Source organism: Pseudomonas fluorescens HK44 (assembly GCF_000217955.3).
In the GTDB taxonomy this organism is placed as follows: Bacteria; Pseudomonadota; Gammaproteobacteria; order Pseudomonadales; family Pseudomonadaceae; genus Aquipseudomonas; species Aquipseudomonas fluorescens_AQ.
On record NZ_AFOY02000008.1, the window covers coordinates 24483 to 48852 of the forward strand.

Genomic DNA, 24370 nt, shown 5'->3' on the forward strand with positions numbered 1-24370 from the left:
AACCGCGCTCAGGTAACATCTGTCACTCCTCGAAAAAATCCTTCCCCAAAAAATATCGACAGCCGCAAAACCCTTGTTCCAAGGGCTTTTTAGCCAGATTCAGCACTTTGTTGAAGCGCCATCCAGAAAGTTGGCCGCTTGATTGCATATGCTTGTATGTACAAGTAAAGACGTATGCGTATGAGTCACGAAGACTCGACCATCGTCCACTGATTCGCCGGTGTGCACCGTTTGCACATCGGCTTGCTCGCCCACTGCCTGGGCTGGTTTGGATTGATTGCTGAGGAGTTTTTTTCGTGACTGACAATACCCAGAAACCAACGAAATATCGTGACGTTGAAATCCGTGCTGCCCGCGGCAACAAGCTGACCGCCAAGAGCTGGCTGACCGAAGCGCCGCTGCGTATGTTGATGAACAACCTCGACCCGGAAGTTGCCGAGAACCCTAAAGAACTGGTGGTTTACGGCGGTATCGGTCGCGCGGCGCGTAACTGGGAATGCTACGACAAGATCGTCGAGAGCCTGACCAACCTGAATGACGACGAAACCCTGCTGGTGCAATCCGGCAAGCCGGTCGGCGTATTCAAGACCCACAGCAACGCCCCGCGCGTGCTGATCGCCAACTCCAACCTGGTGCCACACTGGGCGAGCTGGGAGCACTTCAACGAACTCGACGCCAAAGGTCTGGCCATGTACGGCCAGATGACCGCCGGCAGCTGGATCTACATCGGCAGCCAGGGCATCGTTCAGGGCACCTACGAAACCTTCGTTGAAGCCGGTCGCCAGCACTACAACGACAACCTCACCGGTCGTTGGGTCCTGACCGCAGGTCTGGGTGGCATGGGCGGCGCTCAACCACTGGCCGCTACCCTGGCCGGCGCGTGCTCGCTGAACATCGAATGCCAACAAGTGAGCATCGATTTCCGTCTGAAAAGCCGTTATGTCGACGAGCAGGCCAAAGACCTCGACGACGCGCTGGCGCGCATCGCCAAATACACCAAAGAAGGCAAAGCGATTTCCATCGCCCTGCTGGGTAACGCGGCAGAAATCCTGCCGGAATTGGTCCGTCGCGGTGTGCGTCCGGACATGGTCACCGACCAGACCAGCGCCCACGATCCGCTCAACGGTTACCTGCCAGCCGGTTGGACCTGGGAAGAGTACCGCGCTCGCGCCAAGACCGAGCCGGCTGCTGTGATCAAAGCCGCCAAGCAATCGATGGCTGTGCACGTCAAAGCGATGCTCGACTTCCAGAAGCAAGGCATCCCGACTTTCGACTACGGCAACAACATCCGTCAGATGGCGCAAGAAGAAGGCGTCGAAAACGCATTCGACTTCCCAGGCTTCGTACCGGCCTACATCCGTCCGTTGTTCTGCCGCGGTATCGGTCCGTTCCGCTGGGCTGCACTGTCGGGCGATCCGCAAGACATCTACAAAACCGACGCCAAGGTCAAAGAACTGATCCCGGACGATGCCCACCTGCACAACTGGCTGGACATGGCGCGCGAGCGCATCAGCTTCCAGGGTCTGCCGGCACGTATCTGCTGGGTTGGCCTGGGTTTGCGCGCCAAGCTGGGCCTGGCGTTCAACGAAATGGTCCGCAGCGGCGAGCTGTCGGCACCGATCGTGATCGGTCGCGACCACCTGGACTCCGGTTCGGTGTCGAGCCCTAACCGCGAAACCGAATCCATGCAGGACGGTTCCGATGCCGTGTCCGACTGGCCACTGCTCAACGCCTTGCTCAACACCGCGAGCGGCGCGACCTGGGTTTCCCTGCACCACGGCGGCGGCGTCGGCATGGGCTTCTCCCAGCACTCGGGCATGGTGATTGTCTGCGACGGTACTGACGAAGCGGCCGAGCGTATCGCTCGCGTTCTGCACAACGACCCGGCGACCGGCGTTATGCGTCACGCCGATGCCGGTTACCAGATCGCTATCGACTGTGCCAAGGAGCAGGGCCTGAACCTGCCGATGATCACCGGTAAATAAAAAACGGGCCTCGGCCTGATGCGAACCTGTAGGAGCTGAGCTTGCTCGCGATGGCGGTGTACCTGACGCACCGCGTCATCGTTCATCGCGAGCAAGCTTTGCTCCTACAGGGACAGATTGAATTCCACGAACAATCCACAGAGGTTGACCCATGGCTAATGATGATCGTGCACGCAGTAAGCCGTTGATCGAGAAGCGTTCGATCGACTACATCCCGGAAGCGGAAAGACACGGTCGTCTATTGAGTCAGTTCACCCTGTGGTTGGGTGCCAACCTGCAAATCACCGCGATTGTGACGGGTGCTTTGGCGGTGGTACTGGGCGGGGATGTGTTCTGGTCGTTGATCGGTTTGCTGATCGGCCAATTGCTCGGCGGTGGCGTCATGGCGCTGCACGCAGCCCAGGGCCCGCAACTCGGCTTGCCGCAAATGATCTCCAGCCGCGTGCAGTTTGGCGTGTATGGGGCGGTGATTCCGCTGGTGCTGGTGTGCCTGATGTACATCGGCTTCTCGGCCAGCGGGTCCTTGCTGGCGGGGCAGGCGGTCGCGCAGTTGCTGCACGTCGAAGACTGGGTCGGCATCACGCTGTTCGCAGGCTCGATCATGGTCTTCACCATCTTCGGCTATCGGGTGATCCACGGCATTGGCCGGGTCGCCAGTGTGCTGGGCGTGGTGGCGTTCATCTACCTGTTCTACAAACTGCTGGCCGGTAACGACATCGGCGCGCTGTTGGGCAACAAGCACTTCTCGGTGGCGAGTTTCCTGTTGGCGGTGTCGTTGTCGGCGTCCTGGCAGATCGCGTTCGGCCCTTATGTGGCGGACTACTCGCGTTACCTGCCGCGCAGCACCTCTGCGTCGAAAACCTTCTGGGCCGTTGGCCTGGGTTCGGTGATCGGTGCGCAGGCGTCGATGGTCTTCGGTGTGTTCGCCGCAGCCCTGGCCGGTTCGCAGTTCGCTCACCACGAGGTGTCGTTCATCGTCAGCCTGGGCGGTACCGGGATTGTCGCGGCGCTGCTGTACTTCGCCGTGGCTTTCGGCAAAGTCACCGTGACCACGTTGAACGCCTACGGCAGCTTCATGTCGATCGCGACGATCATCAGTGGCTTCCGTGGCAGCCGCCACATTGGAAGCGGCGTACGACTGCTGTACATCTTCATCATGGTGTCGCTTGCCGCTGCTCTGGCATTGCTCGGCAAGGACTCGTTCCTCAAGGAATTCTCCGCGTTCATCCTGTTCCTGCTGGCGTTCTTCACGCCGTGGAGCGCGATCAACCTGGTGGACTTCTACTGCATCACCAAAGAGCGCTATGACATTCCGGCACTGTCCAACCCCGAAGGTCGCTACGGTCGCTGGAACATCATGGGCATCAGCATTTACGTGTTCGGCGTGTTGATTCAAATGCCGTTCATTTCCACCCACTTCTACACCGGCCCTCTGGTCGCGAGCCTCGGTGATACCGACATTTCGTGGATCATCGGCCTGGTGGTCCCGGCGGCGATGTACTACTTCGCTGCCAAGAAGTGGCATAGCGCAGTACCTGCTCAGCTGATACTGCCGGTAGAGCAGGGCGAGGCTGTAAAAGTGAAAAAAAGCGGGGCGGATAGCGTTGCAGCAATCTGACTGGACGAAACTGGCGAAGATCTTCGTGAAGGCACATCCTGAGATCTGGCCGTTTCGGGGCACCACCGACGCTGCCAGGAAAATCAACGCGGAACTGTAGGCAGATACCTCCCGGCTAACCGAGAGGCTGGCCGGGACGTTCGCTACATCCACTTGATTGAGAGTCTCTTATGTTTCCCGAAAGCTTCACCTTTTCCATCGCCGACCGGGTCAACGTCTGGGTTGATTCGCTGGTCGTCAACTACGGGGATGTGTTCCGCCACATCTCCGACACCTTGCTCTGGGCCATCGTTAACCTCGAGGGCCTGCTGCGCGCGGCGCCGTGGTGGTTGATGCTGGTGATCGTTGCCGGCATTGCCTGGCACGCAACCCGTAAGCTGGTGACGACGGCGGTGATCGTTGGTTTGCTGTTCCTGGTGGGCGCTGTCGGCCTCTGGGAAAAGCTCATGCAAACGCTGGCACTGATGCTGGTGGCGACGGTTATTTCGGTGCTGATCGGCATTCCATTGGGCATTCTGTCGGCGCGCAGCAATCGCCTGCGTTCAGTGCTGATGCCGCTGCTCGACATCATGCAAACCATGCCCAGTTTCGTGTACCTGATTCCGGTGCTGATGCTGTTCGGTCTGGGCAAGGTCCCGGCGATTTTCGCCACCGTGATCTACGCCGTACCGCCGCTGATTCGCCTGACCGATCTGGGCATTCGCCAGGTCGATCGCGAAGTCATGGAAGCGATCAACGCCTTCGGTGCCAACCGCTGGCAGCAACTGTTTGGCGTGCAACTGCCGCTGGCGCTGCCGAGCATCATGGCCGGGATCAACCAGACCACCATGATGGCCCTGTCGATGGTGGTGATCGCTTCGATGATCGGTGCTCGTGGTCTGGGCGAAGACGTGCTGGTGGGGATCCAGACCCTCAATGTCGGACGCGGTCTTGAAGCCGGTCTGGCGATCGTGATTCTGGCGGTGGTCATTGACCGCATTACCCAAGCCTACGGTCGGCCACGGCATGAGGTGAGCCAATGAACAGCGCCGCCAAGATCGAAGTCAAAAACGTTTTCAAAATTTTCGGTAACCGTTCGGCCGACGCAATGAACATGATCCGACAGAACAAGAGCAAGGATCAGGTACTGGCCGAGACCGGCTGCGTGATTGGCGTGAATGATCTGTCACTGAGCATCGCTACCGGCGAGATTTTCGTGATCATGGGCCTGTCCGGTTCCGGCAAGTCGACCCTGGTGCGCCACATCAACCGCCTGATCGACCCGACCAGCGGCGTGATCCTGGTGGACGGCGTGGACATCCTGCAATACGACATGGACGCGCTGCGCGAATTTCGTCGGCACAAGATCAGCATGGTGTTCCAGAGCTTCGGCCTGTTACCCCACAAGAACGTACTGGACAACGTCGCCTACGGTTTGAAAGTGCGAGGTGAAAGCAAGCAACTGTGCGCCGAGCGCGCGCAACACTGGATCAACACCGTGGGCCTGCAAGGCTACGAAAACAAATACCCGCATCAGTTGTCCGGCGGTATGCGTCAGCGTGTGGGCCTGGCCCGTGCTTTGGCTGCGGACACCGACATCATCCTGATGGATGAAGCCTTCAGTGCCCTCGACCCGCTGATTCGCGCCGAGATGCAGGACCAGTTGCTCGAACTGCAACAGACGCTGCACAAGACCATCGTGTTCATCACCCACGACCTCGATGAAGCCGTGCGCATCGGCAACCGGATTGCGATTCTCAAGGATGGGCAATTGATCCAGGTCGGTACGCCGAAAGAGATCCTTCACTCGCCGGCCGATGAATACGTCGACCGGTTTGTCCAGCGTCGAGCGGCGGTGGTTTAGGAGAGTTGCCATGTTCCAGACCGAATCGATTTTGAAAGACCCGACACTGATGTAAACCGCGTTACCCAAGCTGTACTGATTTCTACAAAAGCCAGCGTGCCAAGGCGCCACCCCCCTCAAAAAGCGGGCAGCGACGGACAACGGAGTCATCCGGAGCGTCTGGTTAGTTAACCGCTCTTAATATAAAGAGCATAAAAACTCTCAAAAGGAGAATAAAAGTGACTGCTCTGAATCTTATCCCTGGCCAACTGAGTCTTGCCCAACTGCGCGCTGTTTATCAGCAACCGGTCAACGTCCGTCTCGACGACAGTGCATCGGCCCAGATCGAAGCCAGTGTTGCCTGCGTGGAACAGATCCTTGTGGAAAACCGTACCGCGTACGGCATCAACACCGGTTTCGGCCTGCTGGCTTCGACCCGCATTGCCAGCGAAGACCTGGAAAACCTCCAGCGCTCGCTGGTGCTGTCCCACGCTGCCGGTGTTGGCGAGCCGATCAGCGACGCTTTGGTACGTCTGATCATGGTGCTCAAGGTCAACAGCCTGAGCCGTGGTTTCTCCGGCATTCGCCGGGTGGTGATCGACGCGCTGATCGCCCTGATCAACGCCGAGGTTTACCCGCACATTCCGTTGAAAGGTTCGGTCGGTGCCTCCGGTGACCTGGCGCCTCTGGCTCACATGTCGCTGGTGCTGCTGGGCGAAGGCAAGGCCCGCTACAAAGGCCAATGGCTGCAAGCGACCGAAGCACTGGAAGTGGCTGGTCTCAAGCCGCTGACTCTGGCGGCCAAAGAAGGTCTGGCGCTGCTCAACGGTACTCAAGTGTCCACCGCTTACGCACTGCGTGGCCTGTTCGAAGGCGAAGACCTGTTCGCGGGTGCCCTGGCCCTTGGCGGTCTGACCGTTGAAGCGGTGCTGGGCTCGCGCTCGCCATTCGACGCTCGCATCCATGCTGCCCGTGGTCAGAAAGGCCAGATCGACGCTGCTGCCGCTTACCGCGACCTGCTGGGTGAACGCAGCGAAGTTTCCGATTCGCACGAGAACTGCGAAAAAGTTCAGGACCCGTACTCGCTGCGTTGCCAGCCACAAGTCATGGGTGCCTGCCTGACTCAGTTCCGTCAGGCTGCTGAAGTGCTGGCGATCGAAGCCAACGCCGTGTCGGATAACCCGCTGGTCTTCGCGGCTGAAGGTGACGTGATCTCCGGCGGTAACTTCCACGCCGAACCGGTTGCCATGGCTGCCGACAACATGGCCCTGGCCATCGCTGAAATCGGCTCCCTGAGCGAGCGTCGCATCTCGCTGATGATGGACAAGCACATGTCGCAACTGCCACCGTTCCTGGTGGCCAACGGTGGCGTGAACTCCGGCTTCATGATCGCCCAGGTGACCGCAGCAGCTCTGGCCAGCGAAAACAAGGCACTGGCACACCCGCATTCGGTTGACAGCCTGCCGACTTCCGCCAACCAGGAAGACCACGTTTCCATGGCCCCGGCCGCTGGCAAGCGTCTGTGGGAAATGGCTGAAAACACTCGCGGCGTTCTGGCTGTCGAGTGGCTGGCAGCCTGCCAGGGCCTGGACCTGCGCGACGGTCTGAAGACTTCGTCGAAACTGGAAAAAGCCCGCAGCACCCTGCGCGCCAAAGTACCGTTCTACGAGAAGGACCGTTTCTTTGCACCGGACATCAACGCCGCGAGCGAACTGCTGGCTTCGCGCTGCCTGAATGAGTTGGTGATGGCGAAGTTGCTGCCTAGCCTGTAATGGCCCCATCGCGAGCAGGCTCGCTCCCACAAGAATTACGCTGAACCTGTGGGAGCGAGCCTGCTCGCGATTCGATTTTGCGTCGATAAGAACAACTAAGGACGAGAAATGCAAAAGCCAGCAAACGGCTTGAAACGCGGGCTATCTGCCCGACATATTCGCTTCATGGCACTGGGGTCGGCGATCGGCACCGGGCTGTTTTACGGTTCTGCCTCGGCCATCCAGATGGCCGGTCCTGCGGTGCTGCTTGCGTACCTGATCGGTGGCGCAGCGGTGTTCATGGTCATGCGCGCCCTTGGCGAAATGGCTGTGCACAACCCGGTGGCAGGTTCTTTCGGTCAATACGCCAGCACTTACCTGGGACCGATGGCAGGCTTCATTCTAGGGTGGACCTACGCCTTTGAAATGGTCATCGTCGGCATGGCCGACGTCACTGCGTTCGGTATTTACATGGGCTTCTGGTTCCCGGAAGTCTCTCGCTGGATTTGGGTATTGGGCGTCGTTTCCATCGTCGGCGGCTTGAACCTGTGCAACGTCAAAGTCTTCGGTGAAATGGAGTTCTGGCTGTCGCTGCTCAAGGTCGCCGCCATCGTTGCGATGATCCTCGGGGGCTTCGGCATCATGCTGTTCGGTATCAGCACGGCCCCTGGCCAAGTGACCGACATCAGCAACCTCTGGACCCAAGGCGGCTTCATGCCCAATGGCATGGGCGGTCTGATCGCTTCGTTCGCGGTGGTGATGTTTGCGTTTGGCGGTATTGAAATCATCGGCGTCACCGCGGGTGAGGCCAAAGACCCGCAGCACGTGCTGCCTCGTGCAATCAACGCCGTACCGTTGCGGATTCTGCTGTTCTACGTGCTGACGATGGTGGTGCTGATGTCGATCTTTCCTTGGCAGCAGATCGGTAACCAGGGCAGCCCGTTCGTGCAGATCTTCGATAAGCTGGGGATCAGTTCGGCGGCCACCATCCTTAATATTGTGGTGATTACGGCGGCGATTTCGGCAATCAACAGTGACATCTTCGGCGCTGGCCGCATGATGTTCGGTCTGGCCCAGCAAGGGCACGCACCGAAGGGCTTCGCCCGCCTGTCGCGCAATGGCGTGCCGTGGATGACCGTGGTGGTGATGAGCGTTGCGCTGCTGCTGGGCGTATTGCTGAACTACCTGATCCCGGAAAACGTGTTTCTGCTGATCGCGTCCATTGCGACCTTTGCTACCGTCTGGGTCTGGCTGATGATTTTGTTCACTCAAGTGGCGATGCGTCGTTCCATGACGCCTGAGCAAGTCGCGCAGCTGAAATTCCCGGTACCGTTCTGGCCGTATGCGCCGATGGCGGCAATTGCCTTCATGCTGTTTGTCTTCGGCGTGCTGGGTTATTTCCCGGATACCCAAGCGGCGCTGATCGTTGGCGTGGTCTGGATCGTGTTGCTGGTGCTGGCCTATCTGACGTGGGTCAAACCGGCGGCAGGGCAGGCGGCCCTGGTCGCGCGTGATCCATCTTTTTCTCATCGATAACTAACGGAGGCCTCGGATGAAAACTCTCTGGCAACACTGCCACGTTGCAAGCATGGCGCAGGGCACTTACTCGATCATCGAGGATGCCGCCATCGTGACGTCAGGAGCGCACATTGAGTGGATCGGCCCACGTAGCGAGCTGCCGTCCGGCGAATACCCCGAGGTTCATGACCTCGCGGGGGCCTGGGTTACCCCGGGCCTGATCGACTGCCACACCCACACGGTGTTCGGCGGCAACCGCAGCGGCGAGTTCGAGCAGCGCCTGCAAGGCGTGAGCTACGCAGAAATCGCCGCGGCCGGTGGCGGCATCGCCAGCACCGTACGCGCCACGCGCGCGGCGACCGAGGACGAGCTGTTCGCCAGTGCGAAGAAACGTCTGAAAAGCTTGCTGCGTGACGGCGTGACCAGCATCGAGATGAAATCCGGTTATGGCCTCGACCTCGCCAGTGAGCGGAAGATCCTGCGGGTGATCCGTCGCCTCGGCGCCGAACTGCCGGTCAGTGTGCGCAGCACCTGCCTGGCCGCTCACGCCTTGCCGCCAGAGTACGCCGACCGCGCCGACGACTACATCGAGCATATCTGCAGTGAAATGCTGCCGGCGCTGGCCGCCGAAGGCTTGGTGGATGCGGTGGATGCGTTCTGCGAATACCTGGCGTTTTCGCCAGCGCAGGTCGAGCGGGTGTTCGTCGTGGCGCAGCAACTCGGTTTGCCGGTGAAGCTGCATGCCGAGCAACTGTCGTCCTTGCACGGCTCCAGCCTGGCGGCGCGTTATCACGCGTTGTCGGCCGATCATCTGGAGTTCATGACCGAAGACGACGCCATCGCCATGGCCGCCTCCGGCACTGTTGCCGTGTTGCTGCCGGGGGCCTTCTACTTCCTGCGGGAAACCCAGTTACCGCCGATGGATGCCTTGCGCAAGCACGGGGTGAAAATCGCCATCGCCAGCGACCTCAACCCCGGCACCTCGCCGGCGCTGTCGGTTCGGTTGATGTTGAACATGGCCTGCACCTGTTTGCGCATGACCCCGGAAGAGGCGCTGGCCGGCGCGACCATTCACGCCGCCACGGCATTGGGCATGGAGCGCACCCACGGTTCGCTCGAAGTCGGCAAAGTCGCTGACTTCGTGGCCTGGCAGATCGATCGTCCAGCCGACCTGTCGTACTGGTTGGGCGGTGACCTGGAAAAACGCGTCGTGCGTCACGGCGTTGAAGTCGAGTTATAGGAGAACGGTTGTGGATAAGGTTCTGAACTTCAAACAAGGCCGGGTGCCGCTGCTGATCAGCATGCCTCACGCTGGCGTGCGTCTGACGCCTGCGGTTGAAGCCGGTTTGATCCCTGAGGCACAAAGCCTGCCGGACACTGACTGGCATATTCCCACGCTCTACGAATTTGCCGCCGAGCTGGGCGCCAGCACCCTGGCCGCCGAATATTCGCGGTTCGTCATCGACCTCAACCGGCCGTCTGACGACAAGCCGTTGTACGTCGGTGCGACGACGGGCCTGTACCCGGCGACATTGTTCGACGGCGTGCCGTTGTTCCGCGAAGGGCTGGAGCCGTCTGCACAGGAGCGTGCAACGTACCTGGAGAAAGTCTGGACGCCGTACCACAACACCTTGCAGCAAGAACTGGCGCGGCTGAAAGCCGAGTTCGGTTATGCACTGTTGTTCGATGCGCACTCGATTCGCTCGGTGATCCCGCACCTGTTCGACGGCAAACTGCCGGACTTCAACCTCGGCACTTTCAACGGCGCCAGTTGCGATCCACAGTTGGCCAGTCAGCTGGAAGCCATCTGCGCCCGGCACACGGATTACAGCCATGTGCTCAACGGGCGCTTCAAGGGCGGCCACATCACCCGTCATTACGGCAATCCGGCCGAAAACATCCATGCGGTGCAGTTGGAGTTGGGGCAGTGCACTTACATGGAAGAGGTCGAACCGTTCCGCTATCGGCCTGACCTGGCGGCACCGACGCAGGTGGTGCTCAAGGAGTTGCTGCAAGGGTTGTTGGCCTGGGGGCAGAAACACTACGCCTGACACTATCTTGTGGCGAGGGAGCTTGCTCCCGCTCAACTGCGCAGCAGTTGCAAAGCCTGCCAGTCGGATCTTGCAGATACTGAGAGGTGGCTGTTTTCAGGGCCGCTTCGCGGCCCAGCGGGAGCAAGCTCCCTCGCCACAACGATCGGTTGCTGTCGCCACCGTGCAAGACACGGTCGCCTCAGGGCGTTTTTGTCGCTTAGACGCTGCGTAACGTTGTGGACACGGTGCACGAAGACACCGGGCCCACAATAACCAGCTGCCGAGCGAGCCTTCCCGATGAAACGACTGTCCAACCGCTGTCTGTTAATCCTTACCGGCACCGCACTTCTAAGCGCCAACACCTTTGCCAGCGAACCGGCGTCCTGCCAATCCGTGCGCATGGGCGTGGTCAACTGGACCGACGTGATCGCCACCAGTGGCATGGCCGATGTCTTGCTCAACGGGCTTGGCTACGAAAGCAAGCAAACCAGCGCCGTGCAGCAAATCATCTTCGCCGGCATCCGCGACAAACGCCTGGATATCTTCCTCGGCTACTGGAAGCCCGCGATGGACAAGAACATCGCGCCGTTCATCGCCGCCAATCAGCTCAAAGTCATGGACAAGCCCAGCCTGTCTGATGCCCAGGCCACCCTCGCGGTGCCTGACTATGTCGCGGCAGCGGGCCTGAAAACCTTCGGCGATATCGCCAGATTCAAAGACCAGTTGGGTGGCAAGATCTATGGCATCGAGCCGGGCAGCGGCGCCAACACCACGATCAAAACCATGATCGAGACCAATCACTTCGGTCTCAAGGACTTCAAGCTGATCGAATCCGGCGAAGCCGGCATGCTTGCCGCCGTGCAGCGGGCGGTCAATCGCAAGGAGTTCGTGGTGTTCGTCGGCTGGACCCCGCATCCAATGAACATCAACATGAAGATCAACTACCTGACGGGCAGCGAGGATGTGTACGGCCCTGACGAAGGTGCGGCGACGGTTTCGACCGTGACCGCGCCGGATTATGCCCAGCGTTGCCCGAACGTGAACCGTCTGTTGGAAAACCTGACGTTCACCGCCGCTCAGGAAAGCCAGTTGATGGTGCCGATCATGGAGCGCAAGACCGCACAGGAAGTCGCCCGGCAATGGCTGCGTGACCATCCCGAGGATCTTCAGCGCTGGTTGGCGGGTGTCAGCAGTTTCGATGGCAAGGACGGTGTGAAGGCGGTACAGGCCAGCCTGAAATAGGCCTGAAGGCCAACACAAGAACCTGTGGCGAGGGAGCTTGCTCCCGCTCGGCCGCGAAGCGGTCGTAATCCGGCAATCGCGTGCTCTCTGGATACTCGCGGTGGTTGATTTTAGGGTCGCTTCGCAACCCAGCGGGAGCAAGCTCCCTCGCCACAGGGTTTGTCCAGGCCCTGAGTGGTCTGACTCCGTTGCTACCCAGGTCATTCCAGCATGTCCGACTACCCGCTTTCACCGCAGCTCTCGGCATTTGTCGAGAGAACCCTCAGCTTCAACAGTCCTGACGGCAGCCTGGACGGGCTGCGTCAGGCTTACAGTCAAATGTGCCGGGCATTTACCCCGGCTCGCCCGGACGGGCTGGAGGTCGCCGACTTTACGCTGGAAGGCGTTCGCGTCCGGTCCTACCGGCCAGCGGTTGCACCGCCGGATTCGGGTTGGCCGTGCATCCTTTATCTGCACGGCGGTGGCTGGGTGGTGGGGGATCTGGACTCGCACGACTTCATCTGCACCGAGTTGTCGGCGGTTTTGCGTGTGCTGGTGATTGCCGTCGATTACCGACTGGCGCCGGAGCATCCATTTCCGGCGGCGTTCGATGACTGCCTGAGCGTCTGGCGAGCGCTGTGCGCGGGCGCGAGCCCGTTTGCGCTGGACGCGATGCGGATGCTGGTGGCCGGTGACAGCGCCGGCGGCAATCTTGCCGCCGCGTTGTGCCTGGCATTGCGCGACCGGGGCGAGCGCTTGCCCTGCGCTCAGGTGCTGATCTACCCAGGACTGGGCGGTGACGCCAGGCTTCCATCGCGCAGCGAATGTGCTGATGCGCCGCTACTCAGCAGCAGCGACTTGGACGGCTATCACGCGTTGTATTTGCGCGGTACGCGGCACCCGTCTGCCTACGCCATGCCATTGCTCGCCGATGATTTCAGCGGTTTGCCAGCGACGATGATCGCCGTCGCGCAGTTCGACCCGCTACGCGACGACGGCGTCAGTTATGCCCGGCGACTTGAAGCCGCAGGGGGCGAGGTCAACCTGTATTCGGGCAAAGGGTTGATTCACGGGTGTTTGCGGGGCCGGGGCGAGGTCGCGGAAGTGGATCGGCTCTATGAAAACCTGTTGGCGTATTTGCATCGGTTTCTTGTAAGCGAAGTCTGATTTTTTGCGGGCATGCTCATTCACGTAATTCGGGTTTATGATGCCGGACGGCAGAATAATTGAAGTCCCCCCAGGGATGAACTCGACCCCTTACGGAGCGCGCAATGCAGACTTTGTACCCGCAGATCAAACCCCACGCCCGGCACGATCTGGCCGTCGATGAAATACACACGCTGTACGTCGACGAAAGCGGTTCACCGGAAGGTTTGCCGGTGGTGTTCATTCACGGTGGCCCGGGGGCCGGTTGTGATGCGCAGAGTCGGCGCTACTTCGATCCGAACCTGTACCGCATCGTTACCTTCGATCAGCGCGGCTGCGGTCGTTCCACCCCTCACGCCAACCTCGAAAACAACACCACCTGGGATCTGGTCGCCGACCTTGAGCGGATTCGCCAGCACTTGGGGATAGAGAAATGGGTGCTGTTCGGCGGCTCCTGGGGTTCGACCCTGGCCCTGGCCTACGCACAAACCCACCCGGAGCGTGTGCACGGTCTGATCTTGCGCGGGATCTTTCTCTGCCGCCCGCAGGAAATCGAATGGTTCTACCAGGCCGGCGCGAGCCGTCTGTTCCCGGATTACTGGCAGGACTACATCGCGCCGATCCCGCTGGACGAGCGCGACGACCTGCTCAGCGCATTCCACAAGCGCCTGATCGGCAACGACCAGATTGCCCAGATGCACGCGGCCAAGGCCTGGTCGACCTGGGAAGGCCGCACGGCTACCTTGCGTCCGAACCCGATGGTGGTCGACCGCTTCTCCGAGCCGCAGCGCGCGCTGTCGATTGCCCGGATCGAATGCCACTACTTCACCAACAACGCGTTCCTCGAGCCGAATCAACTGATTCGCGATATGGGCAAGATCGCCCATTTGCCCGGCGTCATCGTCCATGGCCGTTACGATGTGATCTGCCCGCTGGATAATGCCTGGGAACTGCATCAGGCCTGGCCGAACAGCGAACTGCAGGTGATCCGCGATGCCGGGCACGCAGCGTCCGAGCCGGGTATCACCGACGCACTGGTGCGTGCGGCCAGCCAGATGGCCCGGCGTTTGCTTGATCTGCCGCCTGAAGAAGCATGAAGGGCCTGTTACAACGCGTGCGAAATGCGCGCGTCGAAGTGGCGGGGGAGGTTGTTGGTGCTGTAGACCAGGGTTTGCTGGTGCTGGTGGCGGTCGAGCCGCAAGACACTCGGGCCAGCGCCGACAAACTTCTGCATAAGCTGCTTAACTATCGGGTATTCAGTGACGCCGAGGGCAAGATGAACCTGTCCCTGGCCGATGTCGGCGGTGGTTTGCTCTTGGTCTCGCAGTTCACCCTGGCCGCCGATACCAAAAATGGTTTGCGTCCGAGCTTTTCTACCGCGGCCCCACCGGCCCTGGGAGAGGAGCTTTTTGGCTATATATTGGCCAAAGCGCAGCAGTTACATGGCAAAGTGGCATCAGGTAGATTTGGCGCAGACATGCAGGTGCATCTGGTCAATGATGGCCCGGTAACCTTCCTGTTACAGACCTGAAGACGCTTGAAACATCTTTTCAGGCGTGTTTCGGTCGAAAACAGGGGTTTTTCGCGATAAATACTTTGTTACCCCTGATGCGTTGTAACGCGGCCTACTAGATAATCCCGCGCTACGGGGATCAGCGTTCGTTGGCCCATTTTTGACTTAGGTAGAGACTTGTCCGGAACCGTTTGGGGAATCATTTAGGCCCATCGGAGTCGGAACAATGCTCGCCAACCTGGCACATAGATAGCTAGCCGTTGGTTTTTTGATCTGTTTTCGGCGAGGGTTGCTCGTGATTGTTAGTCCCTGTAATGCACCAAAATTGTCTGCCAAACGGTTACGAAACGCACTGGTGGCGGGCTCTGCTCTGTTTTGCCTGCTCAGCGCCGGCCAGCTTTGGGCATTCAATCTGGATGATGTGTCGGCCAAGGCAAAAGAGCTGGCCGGGCAGAAATACGAAGCTCCGCGCAGCAATCTGCCGAACGAATTTCGTGAAATGAAATTCGCGGACTATCAGAAAATTCGCTTCCTGACCGAGAAAGCCGAATGGGCCGACCAGAAAACCCCGTTCAAGCTGTCGTTCTATCACCAGGGCATGCACTTCGACACGCCGGTGAAGATCAACGAAATCACCGCCAACACCGTTGAAGAGATCAAGTACGACCCGAGTCGTTTCGATTTCGGCGACGTGAAGTTCGATCCTAAATCCACCGAACAGCTGGGTTATGCGGGCTTTCGCGTGCTGTACCCGATCAACAAGGCCGACAAGCAAGACGAAATCATGACCATGCTCGGCGCGAGTTACTTCCGCGTCGTCGGCAAGGGCCATACCTATGGCCTGTCTGCCCGTGGCCTGGCGATCGACACTGCGCTGCCGTCCGGTGAAGAGTTCCCGCGTTTTACCGAGTTCTGGATCGCGCAACCCAAGCCGACCGACAAACACCTGGTGATCTACGCCCTGCTGGATTCGCCGCGTGCCACCGGTGCCTACCGCCTGACCCTGCGTCCGGGCAGCGACACCATTGTCGACGTCAAGGCGCAGATGTTCCTGCGTGACAAGGTCAGCAAACTGGGTATCGCGCCACTGACCAGCATGTTCCTGTTCGGCGCCAACCAGCCGTCGAAAGTCCTCAACTACCGTCGCGAACTGCACGACTCCAGCGGTCTGTCGATCCATGCCGGCAACGGCGAGTGGATCTGGCGCCCGTTGAACAACCCGAAACACCTGGCCGTCAGCAACTTTTCGGTTGAGAACCCGCGTGGTTTCGGCCTGCTGCAACGCGGTCGTGACTTCAGCCACTACGAAGACCTCGATGACCGCTACGACAAGCGCCCAAGCGCCTGGATCGAGCCAACAGGCGACTGGGGCAAAGGCACCGTCGACCTCGTAGAGATCCCGACTGCCGACGAAACCAACGACAACATCGTTGCCTTCTGGAGCCCGGAAAAGCTGCCTGAGCCTGGTCAGCCACTGGACTTCGCTTATCGTTTGCACTGGACCATCGACGAAGCTGCCCTGCACTCGGCAGGCAGCGCCTGGGTACAACAGACCCTGCGCTCCACGGGTGACGTGAAACAGTCCAACCTGATTCGTCAGCCAGATGGCAGCGTTGCCTACCTGGTGGACTTCACAGGCCCGTCCCTCAAGGCACTGCCGGAAGATGCACCGGTTCGCAGCCAGGTCAGCGTTGGCGACAACGCCGAAGTGGTCGAGAACAGCGTGCGCTATAACCCTGAAACCCAGGGCTGGCGCCTGACCCTGCGCATGAAGATCAAGGACCCGGGCAAATCCACCGAGATGCGTGCTGCGCTGGTCAAGGACATCGTCGCCCCTGAACCGGCCAAGGCCTCGCTGCCGAACGCCAATTCTTCCATTGCCAAGGCCGACAAGATCGCCGCCAAGCAACTCGAGAAGAAAGAAAAGGAATCCAAGGAAGCGAAAGACAAAGACGCCAAGCAGCCTGCCGCTGCCGAAGCAACCCCTGCCACACCTCCTGCCCCGGATGCAGCCAAGACTGAACAAGTGCTGACCGAGACCTGGAGCTACCAGTTGCCAGCCGATGAGTAATTCCCAAGTACAGCCAGAAACTCTGAACGAGTATCTGGCGCACCTGCCAATGACCGATGAGCAGCGCGCAGAACTTGCGGGCTGCACATCTTTCAGCGAACTGCATGAGCGCCTGTCGTCGAAGACCTTCGACGCACTGGGCGAAGCGAACCAGGCTTCGGTCGGTCGCCGGCTGACCCTCAACTCCGCCGAGGAGCTGGAAGAAGCCGAGATGTTGGCGCTCGACGCCAGCGGTCGGGTGTGCCTGAAGGCAACCCCGCCGATCCGTCGGACCAAGGTCGTGCCCGAGCCATGGCGTACCAATATTCTGGTGCGTGGCTGGCGTCGCCTGACCGGTCGCACCAACCCTCCGGCACCGCCGAAGGATGAACGCGTGCTGCCGGCCGCTCGCTGGCGTACCGTCGGCTCGATCCGCCGCTACATTCTGCTGGTGTTGATGCTGGGCCAGACCATTGTTGCGGGCTGGTACATGAAAGGCATCATGCCGTACCAGGGCTGGTCGTTCGTCGACCTCAACGAAGTCCTGCACCAACCGCTGATCCAGACGGCCACGCAAGTGCTGCCCTATGCCTTGCAAACCAGCATCCTGATTCTGTTCGGGATTCTGTTCTGCTGGGTATCGGCCGGTTTCTGGACGGCACTGATGGGTTTCCTCGAGTTGCTCACCGGGCACGACAAATACCGCATTTCCGGCGCCAGCGCTGGCAACGAGCCGATTCCCAAGGACGCTCGCACCGCGTTGGTGATGCCGATCTGCAACGAAGACGTGCCGCGGGTGTTTGCCGGCTTGCGTGCGACCTTCGAGTCGGTCGCCGCCACCGGTGATCTGGATCGCTTCGATTTCTTTGTGCTCAGCGACAGTAACGACACCGATATCTGCGTTGCCGAGCAGCAAGCCTGGCTGGACGTCTGCCGCGAAGCCAAGGGCTTTGGCAAGATCTTCTATCGCCGTCGTCGCCGTCGCGTGAAACGCAAGAGCGGCAACCTCGACGACTTCTGCCGTCGTTGGGGCGGTGATTACAAATACATGGTCGTACTCGACGCCGACAGCGTGATGAGCGGCGAATGCCTGACCAGTCTGGTGCGCTTGATGGAAGCCACGCCGGACGCCGGGATCATTCAGACCGCGCCACGTGCCTCGGGCATGGACACGCTGTATGCGCGCATGCAGCAGTTCGCCACGCGGGTATACGGGCCGCTGTTTACCGCCGGCCTGCACTTCTGGCAGTTGGGCGAATCCCACTACTGGGGCCACAACGCGATCATCCGCATGAAGCCATTCATCGAGCACTGTGCCCTGGCGCCATTGCCCGGTAAAGGCGCGTTTGCGGGGGCGATCCTTTCCCACGACTTCGTTGAAGCTGCGCTGATGCGCCGTGCCGGCTGGGGCGTGTGGATCGCTTACGACCTGCCCGGCAGCTACGAAGAACTGCCGCCGAACCTGCTCGACGAACTCAAGCGTGACCGTCGCTGGTGCCACGGCAACCTGATGAACTTCCGGCTGTTCCTGGTCAAGGGCATGCACCCGGTGCACCGTGCGGTGTTCCTGACCGGCGTGATGTCTTACCTGTCGGCACCGTTGTGGTTCTTCTTCCTGGTGCTGTCGACCGCGCTGCTGGCAGTCAACACGCTGATGGAGCCGCAGTACTTCATGGAGCCACGGCAGCTGTATCCGCTGTGGCCACAATGGCATCCGGACAAGGCCGTTGCGCTGTTCTCGACGACCATCGTGCTGCTGTTTCTGCCGAAGTTGCTGAGCATCATCCTGATCTGGGCCAAGGGTGCGAAAGAGTTCGGCGGCAAGTTCAAGGTGACCCTGTCGATGCTGCTGGAGATGCTGTTCTCCATGCTGCTGGCGCCGGTGCGGATGATCTTCCACACCCGTTTCGTACTCGCCGCGTTCCTCGGCTGGGCGGCGACCTGGAACTCGCCACAACGTGACGACGACTCCACACCGTGGAGCGAAGCGGTGCGCCGCCATGGTCCGCAAACCTTGCTGGGCTTTTTCTGGGCCTTGCTGGTGGTCTGGCTGAACCCGAGTTTCCTCTGGTGGCTGGTACCGATCGTCGGTTCGTTGATGCTGTCGATCCCGGTGTCGGTGATCTCCAGTCGCGTAAAACTGGGCCTCAAGTCCCGTGACGAGAGCCTGTTCCTGATCCCTGAGGAATACGCACCACCGCAGGCCTTGCTGGCAACCGATCAGTACACCCACGAAAACCGTTGGCACGCACTGAACGACGGCTTCATCCGCGCCGTGGTCGATCCGCAGCAGAATGCCCTGGCGTGCGCGCTGGCGACGTCGCGCCACGGTCAGGCCGAGCCAATCGAATGGCTGCGTATCGAACGGGTTCGTCATGCGCTGAAAGCCGGCCCTGCCGGGCTGAACAACCATGAGCGTCTGCAACTGCTGAGCGACCCGGTGGCACTGGGTCGTCTGCATGAGCAGGTCTGGAGCGATGGTCACGCGCAGTGGCTGGATGCCTGGCGAGCCTCGGTGAAGGCCGATCCTCACGCACCGTTGTTGCCGCTCAAACCGCTGAGCACGCAGGCACAACCGGCCTGATGAAAAGCCCCGCTACCGAGCGGGGCTTTTTTTTTGCGTGTGCCTTGATCAGCAAACAACAAATCCTCTTCCCCCCCTTGTGCAAACGGACGAGTGAGTTAGGATCGCTCCCCTATTTGGTGCGCCCGGACAACTTTTTGTCCGTAACTGTCGGTTTTAAAAAGAAAATCGGCTTTTTGCGCGCCTGACAACACAATGGGTTAGGGGAGTTGATGATGAAGAAGTATCTCTCGAGGCTGCTGCTCGGCGTCACGGCACTGGTTGCCGTCAATGCGGCGCATGCCGGCGCCATCGACGAGGCAGTCAAGCGTGGCACGCTGAAAGTCGGTATGGACCCGACCTACATGCCGTTTGAAATGACCAACAAGCGCGGCGAGATCATCGGCTTCGAAGTCGACATCCTCAAAGCCATGGCCAAGGCCATGGGCGTCAAGCTGGAAATGGTCTCCACCGGCTACGACGGGATCATCCCGGCGCTGATGACCGACAAGTTCGACATGATCGGCAGTGGCATGACCCTGACCCAGGAACGCAACCTGCGCCTGAATTTTAGCGAACCGTTCATCGTGGTCGGCCAGACATTGCTGATCCGCAAGGAGCTGGAAGGTAGCATCACCTCCTATAAAGACCTGAATACCGCTGACTACCGCATCACCTCCAAGCTTGGCACCACCGGCGAAATGGTCGCGAAGAAGCTGATCTCCAAGGCCAAGTACCACGGCTACGACAACGAGCAGGAAGCCGTACTCGATGTAGTCAACGGCAAGGCTGACGCCTTCATCTACGACGCGCCTTACAACGTCGTGGCAGTGAACAAGGTCGGCAACGGCAAACTGGTGTTCCTCGACAAGCCGTTCACCTACGAGCCGCTGGCCTTTGGTCTGAAGAAGGGTGACTACGACAGCATCAACTTCATCAACAACTTCCTGCACCAGATCCACGAAGACGGCACCTACGATCGTATCCATGACAAGTGGTTCAAAGACTCCGCCTGGCTCAAGGATATGGAATAACGCCTGACCTTTGTGGCGAGGGAGCTTGCTCCCGCCGGCCGGTCCGCGCTCGGGCGCAGCAGCCGTAAACCGGTTTACACGTTTTACCCGAAGATGCGTGGTGGCTGATTTCAGGGCTGCTTCGCACCCCAACGGGAGCAAGCTCCCTCGCCACAGGGGAGCGCGCGCCCTGATCGTTATGGATTTACTGACAGATGAAACAGAAAAAAGCCCAATGGCCCTGGCACGTGTTGACCGTGCTGGTGCTGATCGGCATGGCTGGCGCGTTGTATTACGCCACCTCGCTGATGTCTTACGAATGGCGCTGGAACCGCGTGCCGCAGTATTTCGCCTATCAGGCCGAAGAAACCCAGCGTGCCGCTGACATTTCCACCGTCAGCGAGTTGGTGCGCACTGGCAATAAGGCCGACGTGACCCTGCGCAATGACGCCGGGGTCGAACAGTTGCTGAGCGTTGATGACAACAGCCTGCAAGTGGCCCGTGGCGACGATGTGGCGGAAGGCGATGTGGTCGGCGTAACCCGGCAGTGGGCGGCAGGACCGCTGTTATGGGGCCTGTGGACAACGTTGTGGTTGTCGCTGGTGTCGGGCGTGCTCGGGCTGCTGATCGGCCTGGCGACCGGCCTCTGCCGGCTGTCGAACAACCCGACCCTGCGCGACCTGTCGACCGTCTACATCGAGCTGGTGCGCGGTACGCCGCTGCTGGTGCAAATATTCATTTTCTACTTCTTCATCGGCACGGTACTCAACTTGTCCCGCGAATTTGCCGGGATCGCCGCGCTGTCGCTGTTCACCGGTGCCTATGTGGCCGAGATCATTCGTTCTGGCGTGCAGTCGATTGCCCGTGGGCAGAACGAAGCCGCCCGTTCGCTGGGTTTGAGCGCTGGCCAGTCGATGCGCCACGTGATGTTGCCGCAAGCGTTCAAGCGCGTGCTGCCACCGTTGGCCGGGCAATTCATCAGTCTGGTCAAGGACACTTCGCTGGTGTCGGTCATCGCCATCACCGAGCTGCTCAAGAGTGGCCGTGAAGTCATCACCACCTCGTTCTCGCCGTTCGAAATCCTGTTCTGCGTGGCGGGTCTGTACCTGTTGATCAACCTGCCGCTGTCGAAAATCGCCAGCCGGCTTGAGCGGAGGCTCGCGCAAAGTGATTGAAGTCCGCGATCTGGTAAAAGTCTTCGACACGCGCGGCCAAGTGGTCCGTGCGGTGGATAACGTCACCACCCAAGTGGCCAAGGGCGAAGTGCTGGTTGTGATCGGCCCGTCCGGTTCCGGTAAATCGACCTTTCTGCGCTGCCTGAATGGCCTGGAAGCATTCGATTCGGGCTCGGTGAGCATCGACGGTTTGCAACTGGCGGATCCGAAAACTGACGTCAACGCTTACCGCCGTGAAGTCGGGATGGTGTTCCAGCACTTCAACCTGTTCCCGCACATGACCGTGCTGGAAAACCTCTGCCTGGCGCAGAGAGTTGTGCGCAAGCGTGGCAAGAAAGAACGTGAGTCCAAGGCGCTGGCCTTGCTGGAAAAGGTCGGCATCGCACAGAAGGCCCACGAGTTTCCGTCGCGCCTCTCTGGCGGTCAGCAACAGCGCGTAGCGATAGCTCGGGCGCTGGCCATGGAGCCGAAGGTGATGTTGTTCGATGAGCCGACGTCGGCGCTGGACCCGGAAATGGTCGGTGAAGTGCTGGACGTGATGAAGACCCTGGCTGTGGAAGGCATGACCATGGTCTGCGTGACCCACGAAATGGGCTTTGCACGGGAAGTTGCGGATCGGGTGCTGTTCTTCGATCACGGCAAATTGCTCGAAGACGCCTCGCCGGCCGAGTTCTTCGATGCGCCGAAGGACCCGCGAGCTCAGGCGTTTTTGCGGCAGGTTTTATAACTTCAGCGCCTGTCAGACCGCTATCGCGGGCAAGCCTTGCTCCTACAGATTTATGTTGTGCCCGAATCTCGCGGCAAACATGGGTTCGTAGGAGCAAGGCTCGCCTGCGAAAGCATCACCTCGGTCCCAAGCGAACCGAGGTTTCTGCATCACCTCAAACCCTGAACTTGCCCACCAGCATCTGCAAATGGGTGCCCAACCGCGCCAGCTCGACGCTGGAGGCCGCGGTTTCTTCGCTGGCGGCCGAGGTCTGGTCGGAAACGTCGCGCACGTTGAGTACGCTGCGGTTGATCTCTTCAGCCACGGCGCTTTGCTGTTCGACGGCCGCGGCGATCTGCTGGTTCATCGCCTGAATTGCCGAGACAGTGCGAGTGATAGTGGACAGCGAACCGCCGGCGCGGCGAGTCAGTTCGACGCTGCTGTCGGTCAGGCTGCGGCTGTTGTCCATGATGGTGGCGACCTGCTGAGTACCGCTTTGCAGGCCGGCAATCAGCTCTTCGATCTCTTCGGTGGACTTCTGCGTGCGTTGCGCCAGGCTGCGGACTTCGTCGGCAACCACGGCAAAACCGCGTCCGGCTTCACCGGCACGCGCAGCTTCGATGGCGGCGTTGAGGGCCAGCAGGTTGGTTTGTTGGGCCACGGATTTGATCACATCCAGCACGTTGCCGATCTTGTCGCTCTCACGCTTGAGGTGCCCCATGGCTTCGGTGGAGTTACCGACTTCGATGGCCAGGCGTTCGATCTGGGCGATGGCTTCGCCGACCACCTTGTCGCCTTCGCGGGCCTGCTGGTCGGCGGCGACGGCGGCTTCCGATGCTTCCTCGGCGTTGCGCGCGACCTCTTGCACGGTGGCGGCCATTTCGTTCATGGCGGTGGCCACCTGGTCGGTTTCAGCTTTCTGGCTGTTGACCCCGGCGCTGGTCTGCTCGGTCACGGCAGAGAGTTCTTCGGCAGCGCTGGCGATCTGTGTCACGCCTTCGCTGATGCCGCCGATCAGTTCGCGCAGGCCGACGGTCATGCTCTGCATGGCACGTTGCAGTTGGCCGAGTTCGTCGCGACGCTGGGAAATGAGATTGTGAGTCAGGTCTCCGGCGGCTACGCGCTCGGCGACCTTGAGGGTCTGGTTTAGCGGGATGACGATCTGCCGGGTGATGGCCCAGGCTGCAAGCAGGCCGAACGCCAGCGCCAGCGCGGTCACCAGCAGCAGGGTATTTTTGGCGTGGGCGGCTTCAGTGTCACGTGTGGCAATCTGCACGGCGGTGAGTTTCTTGCTCAGATCGAACAGCAGGTCGCCTTGCCGGGCCATGTCCTTGAGGGCGGTGGCGCTGGCCACCTGGGAATCGCGGTATTGGCTGACGGCCGCGCGGTAGGCGATCAGCGAGTCGGTGGCTTGTTGCAGGTTGGCGGTGTGTTGCTCCGGGAGTTTTTCCGGCAGGGTCCTGAGGTACTTCAGGGCGTTGTCGATGGCATCCAGTGCTGGTTGTTCAGCCTCGGCCTTGCCACTGTCGGTGTAACCGCGCACCTGGAAGCGTGCTTGCTGGATCAACTTACTCAGTTCGATGACGCTGTTGAACTGGGCAATGTTGTCGCCTTGTAGCAGGGACTTTTCAACTTCCGCCACGCGGGCTGCGGCGTTGTCGGCGGTGGCGCCGAGTTTGCCGCGGGCGGCTTCGCGGTTGGTGGTGGCCTGGGTCATGTCGGCAAAGGCGTGCTTGTACTCGCTGACGGCTTCAACCTGCTGATTGAGCATTGCCACATTTGCCGGTTGCACGATCACCTTGAGAGCGCCTTGCAGGCCCTCGTCGAGCTTGCCCAACAAGTCGCTGACCGCCGCCGGGCCTTGTTCACCGCGACGCATTTCATAGTCCAGGCGAGCAATGCGCAGGTCTTTGGTCAGCTCATTGAGGCTGGAAATATACCCGAGCTTGTCGCCGCGGCTGACGATGCTGCTCATGCCCGTCCAGCCATCCACGGTAATCAGCAGAGTCAGGAGCAACACCAGGCCAAAGCCGATACCCAGCTTGCGATTGACGCTCACATTCCCAAGATGTTCGGCTAACCATCGGTACATGCTGCGGACTCCCTATGACCACTTTAATTGGATTTATAGGGAGACTATCGGCCGACAGATGGAGATCTGTAGGCCGCGGCAATGTCTGGGCCGGTAGTCACTTGTGGCGAGGGAGCTTGCTCCCGCTCGGCTGCAAAGCAGTCGTAAAGTCGGTGGATGCGTTC

General features: G+C 60.2%; 18 protein-coding genes and 1 pseudogene. 17 read left to right on the forward strand and 2 right to left on the reverse strand.

Going from position 1 to position 24370, the window contains the following annotated elements:
- The first annotated feature begins 296 nt into the window (after window positions 1-296).
- The 17 genes from hutU (at window position 297) to HK44_RS06785 (ending at window position 22135) form a co-directional block, all read left to right on the forward strand.
- Window positions 297-1985 (forward strand): urocanate hydratase, encoded by a 1689-nt coding sequence (gene hutU, locus HK44_RS06705; protein WP_019691332.1) that lies wholly within the window; start codon window positions 297-299, stop codon window positions 1983-1985.
- A 151-nt stretch (window positions 1986-2136) separates the two neighbouring features.
- Window positions 2137-3603: a purine-cytosine permease family protein gene (locus tag HK44_RS06710; RefSeq protein ID WP_019691333.1), complete on the forward strand. Its 1467-nt coding sequence runs from the start codon at window positions 2137-2139 to the stop codon at window positions 3601-3603.
- A gap of 170 nt (window positions 3604-3773) precedes the next feature.
- Complete coding sequence (locus tag HK44_RS06715) at window positions 3774-4625, forward strand: ABC transporter permease (protein ID WP_019691334.1); 852 nt, start codon at window positions 3774-3776, stop codon at window positions 4623-4625.
- On the forward strand, window positions 4622-5446 hold the full coding sequence (locus HK44_RS06720) for a quaternary amine ABC transporter ATP-binding protein (protein ID WP_019691335.1): 825 nt from the start codon (window positions 4622-4624) through the stop codon (window positions 5444-5446). Before HK44_RS06715 ends, HK44_RS06720 begins: the two co-directional genes overlap by 4 nt.
- Before the next feature lie 218 nt (window positions 5447-5664).
- A complete protein-coding gene (gene hutH, locus HK44_RS06725; RefSeq protein WP_019691336.1) occupies window positions 5665-7197 on the forward strand; it encodes a histidine ammonia-lyase in 1533 nt (510 codons plus the stop codon).
- A 108-nt stretch (window positions 7198-7305) separates the two neighbouring features.
- Window positions 7306-8712, forward strand: coding sequence for an amino acid permease (locus HK44_RS06730; RefSeq protein WP_019691337.1), 1407 nt, complete (start codon window positions 7306-7308; stop codon window positions 8710-8712).
- A 16-nt stretch (window positions 8713-8728) separates the two neighbouring features.
- Window positions 8729-9934, forward strand: a complete 1206-nt coding sequence (gene hutI / locus HK44_RS06735) for an imidazolonepropionase (RefSeq protein WP_019691338.1) — start codon at window positions 8729-8731, stop codon at window positions 9932-9934.
- 10 nt (window positions 9935-9944) lie between these two features.
- A complete protein-coding gene (gene hutG, locus HK44_RS06740) occupies window positions 9945-10745 on the forward strand; it encodes an N-formylglutamate deformylase (RefSeq protein WP_019691339.1) in 801 nt (266 codons plus the stop codon).
- Window positions 10746-11024: 279 nt separating this feature from the next.
- Entirely contained in the window at window positions 11025-11969 is a 945-nt protein-coding gene (locus HK44_RS06745) for a choline ABC transporter substrate-binding protein (RefSeq protein ID WP_019691340.1), read from the forward strand.
- 210 nt (window positions 11970-12179) lie between these two features.
- On the forward strand, window positions 12180-13115 hold the full coding sequence (locus tag HK44_RS06750) for an alpha/beta hydrolase (protein ID WP_019691341.1): 936 nt from the start codon (window positions 12180-12182) through the stop codon (window positions 13113-13115).
- 104 nt (window positions 13116-13219) lie between these two features.
- On the forward strand, window positions 13220-14191 hold the full coding sequence (gene pip / locus HK44_RS06755; protein WP_019691342.1) for a prolyl aminopeptidase: 972 nt from the start codon (window positions 13220-13222) through the stop codon (window positions 14189-14191).
- Complete coding sequence (gene dtd / locus HK44_RS06760) at window positions 14188-14625, forward strand: D-aminoacyl-tRNA deacylase (RefSeq protein ID WP_019691343.1); 438 nt, start codon at window positions 14188-14190, stop codon at window positions 14623-14625. Before pip ends, dtd begins: the two co-directional genes overlap by 4 nt.
- A 277-nt stretch (window positions 14626-14902) precedes the next feature.
- Window positions 14903-16678, forward strand: coding sequence for a glucan biosynthesis protein G (locus HK44_RS06765; RefSeq protein ID WP_019691344.1), 1776 nt, complete (start codon window positions 14903-14905; stop codon window positions 16676-16678).
- Window positions 16671-19241, forward strand: coding sequence for a glucans biosynthesis glucosyltransferase MdoH (gene mdoH, locus HK44_RS06770; protein ID WP_019691345.1), 2571 nt, complete (start codon window positions 16671-16673; stop codon window positions 19239-19241). The genes HK44_RS06765 and mdoH overlap by 8 nt, the downstream gene beginning before the upstream one ends.
- Window positions 19242-19456: 215 nt before the next feature.
- Window positions 19457-20254 carry a transporter substrate-binding domain-containing protein gene (locus HK44_RS06775; RefSeq protein WP_019691347.1) on the forward strand — a complete coding sequence of 266 codons (798 nt, stop codon included), beginning with the start codon at window positions 19457-19459 and terminating at the stop codon, window positions 20252-20254.
- Window positions 20255-20448: 194 nt separating this feature from the next.
- Window positions 20449-21408, forward strand: a complete 960-nt coding sequence (locus tag HK44_RS06780) for an amino acid ABC transporter permease (RefSeq protein ID WP_019691348.1) — start codon at window positions 20449-20451, stop codon at window positions 21406-21408.
- Window positions 21401-22135: an amino acid ABC transporter ATP-binding protein gene (locus HK44_RS06785; RefSeq protein ID WP_019691349.1), complete on the forward strand. Its 735-nt coding sequence runs from the start codon at window positions 21401-21403 to the stop codon at window positions 22133-22135. The genes HK44_RS06780 and HK44_RS06785 overlap by 8 nt, the downstream gene beginning before the upstream one ends.
- A gap of 154 nt (window positions 22136-22289) precedes the next feature.
- Here HK44_RS06785 and HK44_RS30425 read toward each other — a convergent pair whose 3' ends face one another.
- Together HK44_RS30425 and HK44_RS30430 are read right to left on the reverse strand one after the other, a co-directional pair.
- Entirely contained in the window at window positions 22290-23162 is an 873-nt protein-coding gene (locus HK44_RS30425; RefSeq protein WP_431357314.1) for a methyl-accepting chemotaxis protein, read from the reverse strand.
- A pseudogene (locus tag HK44_RS30430) lies at window positions 23148-24206 on the reverse strand (methyl-accepting chemotaxis protein); the annotation flags it as partial. The pseudogene HK44_RS30430 and the gene HK44_RS30425, both read right to left, overlap by 15 nt.
- Between the last annotated feature and the right edge of the window lie 164 nt (window positions 24207-24370).

Excerpts from the sequence above, each read along its gene's own strand:
- HK44_RS06710 (WP_019691333.1), top strand. The coding sequence starts at position 2,137 with ATGGCTAATGATGATCGTGCACGCAGTAAGCCGTTGATCGAGAAGCGT.
- HK44_RS06715 (WP_019691334.1), top strand. The coding sequence starts at position 3,774 with ATGTTTCCCGAAAGCTTCACCTTTTCCATCGCCGACCGGGTCAACGTC.
- HK44_RS06720 (WP_019691335.1), top strand. The coding sequence starts at position 4,622 with ATGAACAGCGCCGCCAAGATCGAAGTCAAAAACGTTTTCAAAATTTTC.
- HK44_RS06730 (WP_019691337.1), top strand. The coding sequence starts at position 7,306 with ATGCAAAAGCCAGCAAACGGCTTGAAACGCGGGCTATCTGCCCGACAT.
- hutI (WP_019691338.1), top strand. The coding sequence starts at position 8,729 with ATGAAAACTCTCTGGCAACACTGCCACGTTGCAAGCATGGCGCAGGGC.
- HK44_RS06745 (WP_019691340.1), top strand. The coding sequence starts at position 11,025 with ATGAAACGACTGTCCAACCGCTGTCTGTTAATCCTTACCGGCACCGCA.
- HK44_RS06750 (WP_019691341.1), top strand. The coding sequence starts at position 12,180 with ATGTCCGACTACCCGCTTTCACCGCAGCTCTCGGCATTTGTCGAGAGA.
- pip (WP_019691342.1), top strand. The coding sequence starts at position 13,220 with ATGCAGACTTTGTACCCGCAGATCAAACCCCACGCCCGGCACGATCTG.
- dtd (WP_019691343.1), top strand. The coding sequence starts at position 14,188 with ATGAAGGGCCTGTTACAACGCGTGCGAAATGCGCGCGTCGAAGTGGCG.
- mdoH (WP_019691345.1), top strand. The coding sequence starts at position 16,671 with ATGAGTAATTCCCAAGTACAGCCAGAAACTCTGAACGAGTATCTGGCG.
- HK44_RS06775 (WP_019691347.1), top strand. The coding sequence starts at position 19,457 with ATGAAGAAGTATCTCTCGAGGCTGCTGCTCGGCGTCACGGCACTGGTT.
- HK44_RS06780 (WP_019691348.1), top strand. The coding sequence starts at position 20,449 with ATGAAACAGAAAAAAGCCCAATGGCCCTGGCACGTGTTGACCGTGCTG.
- HK44_RS30425 (WP_431357314.1), bottom strand. The coding sequence starts at position 23,162 with ATGCAGAGCATGACCGTCGGCCTGCGCGAACTGATCGGCGGCATCAGC.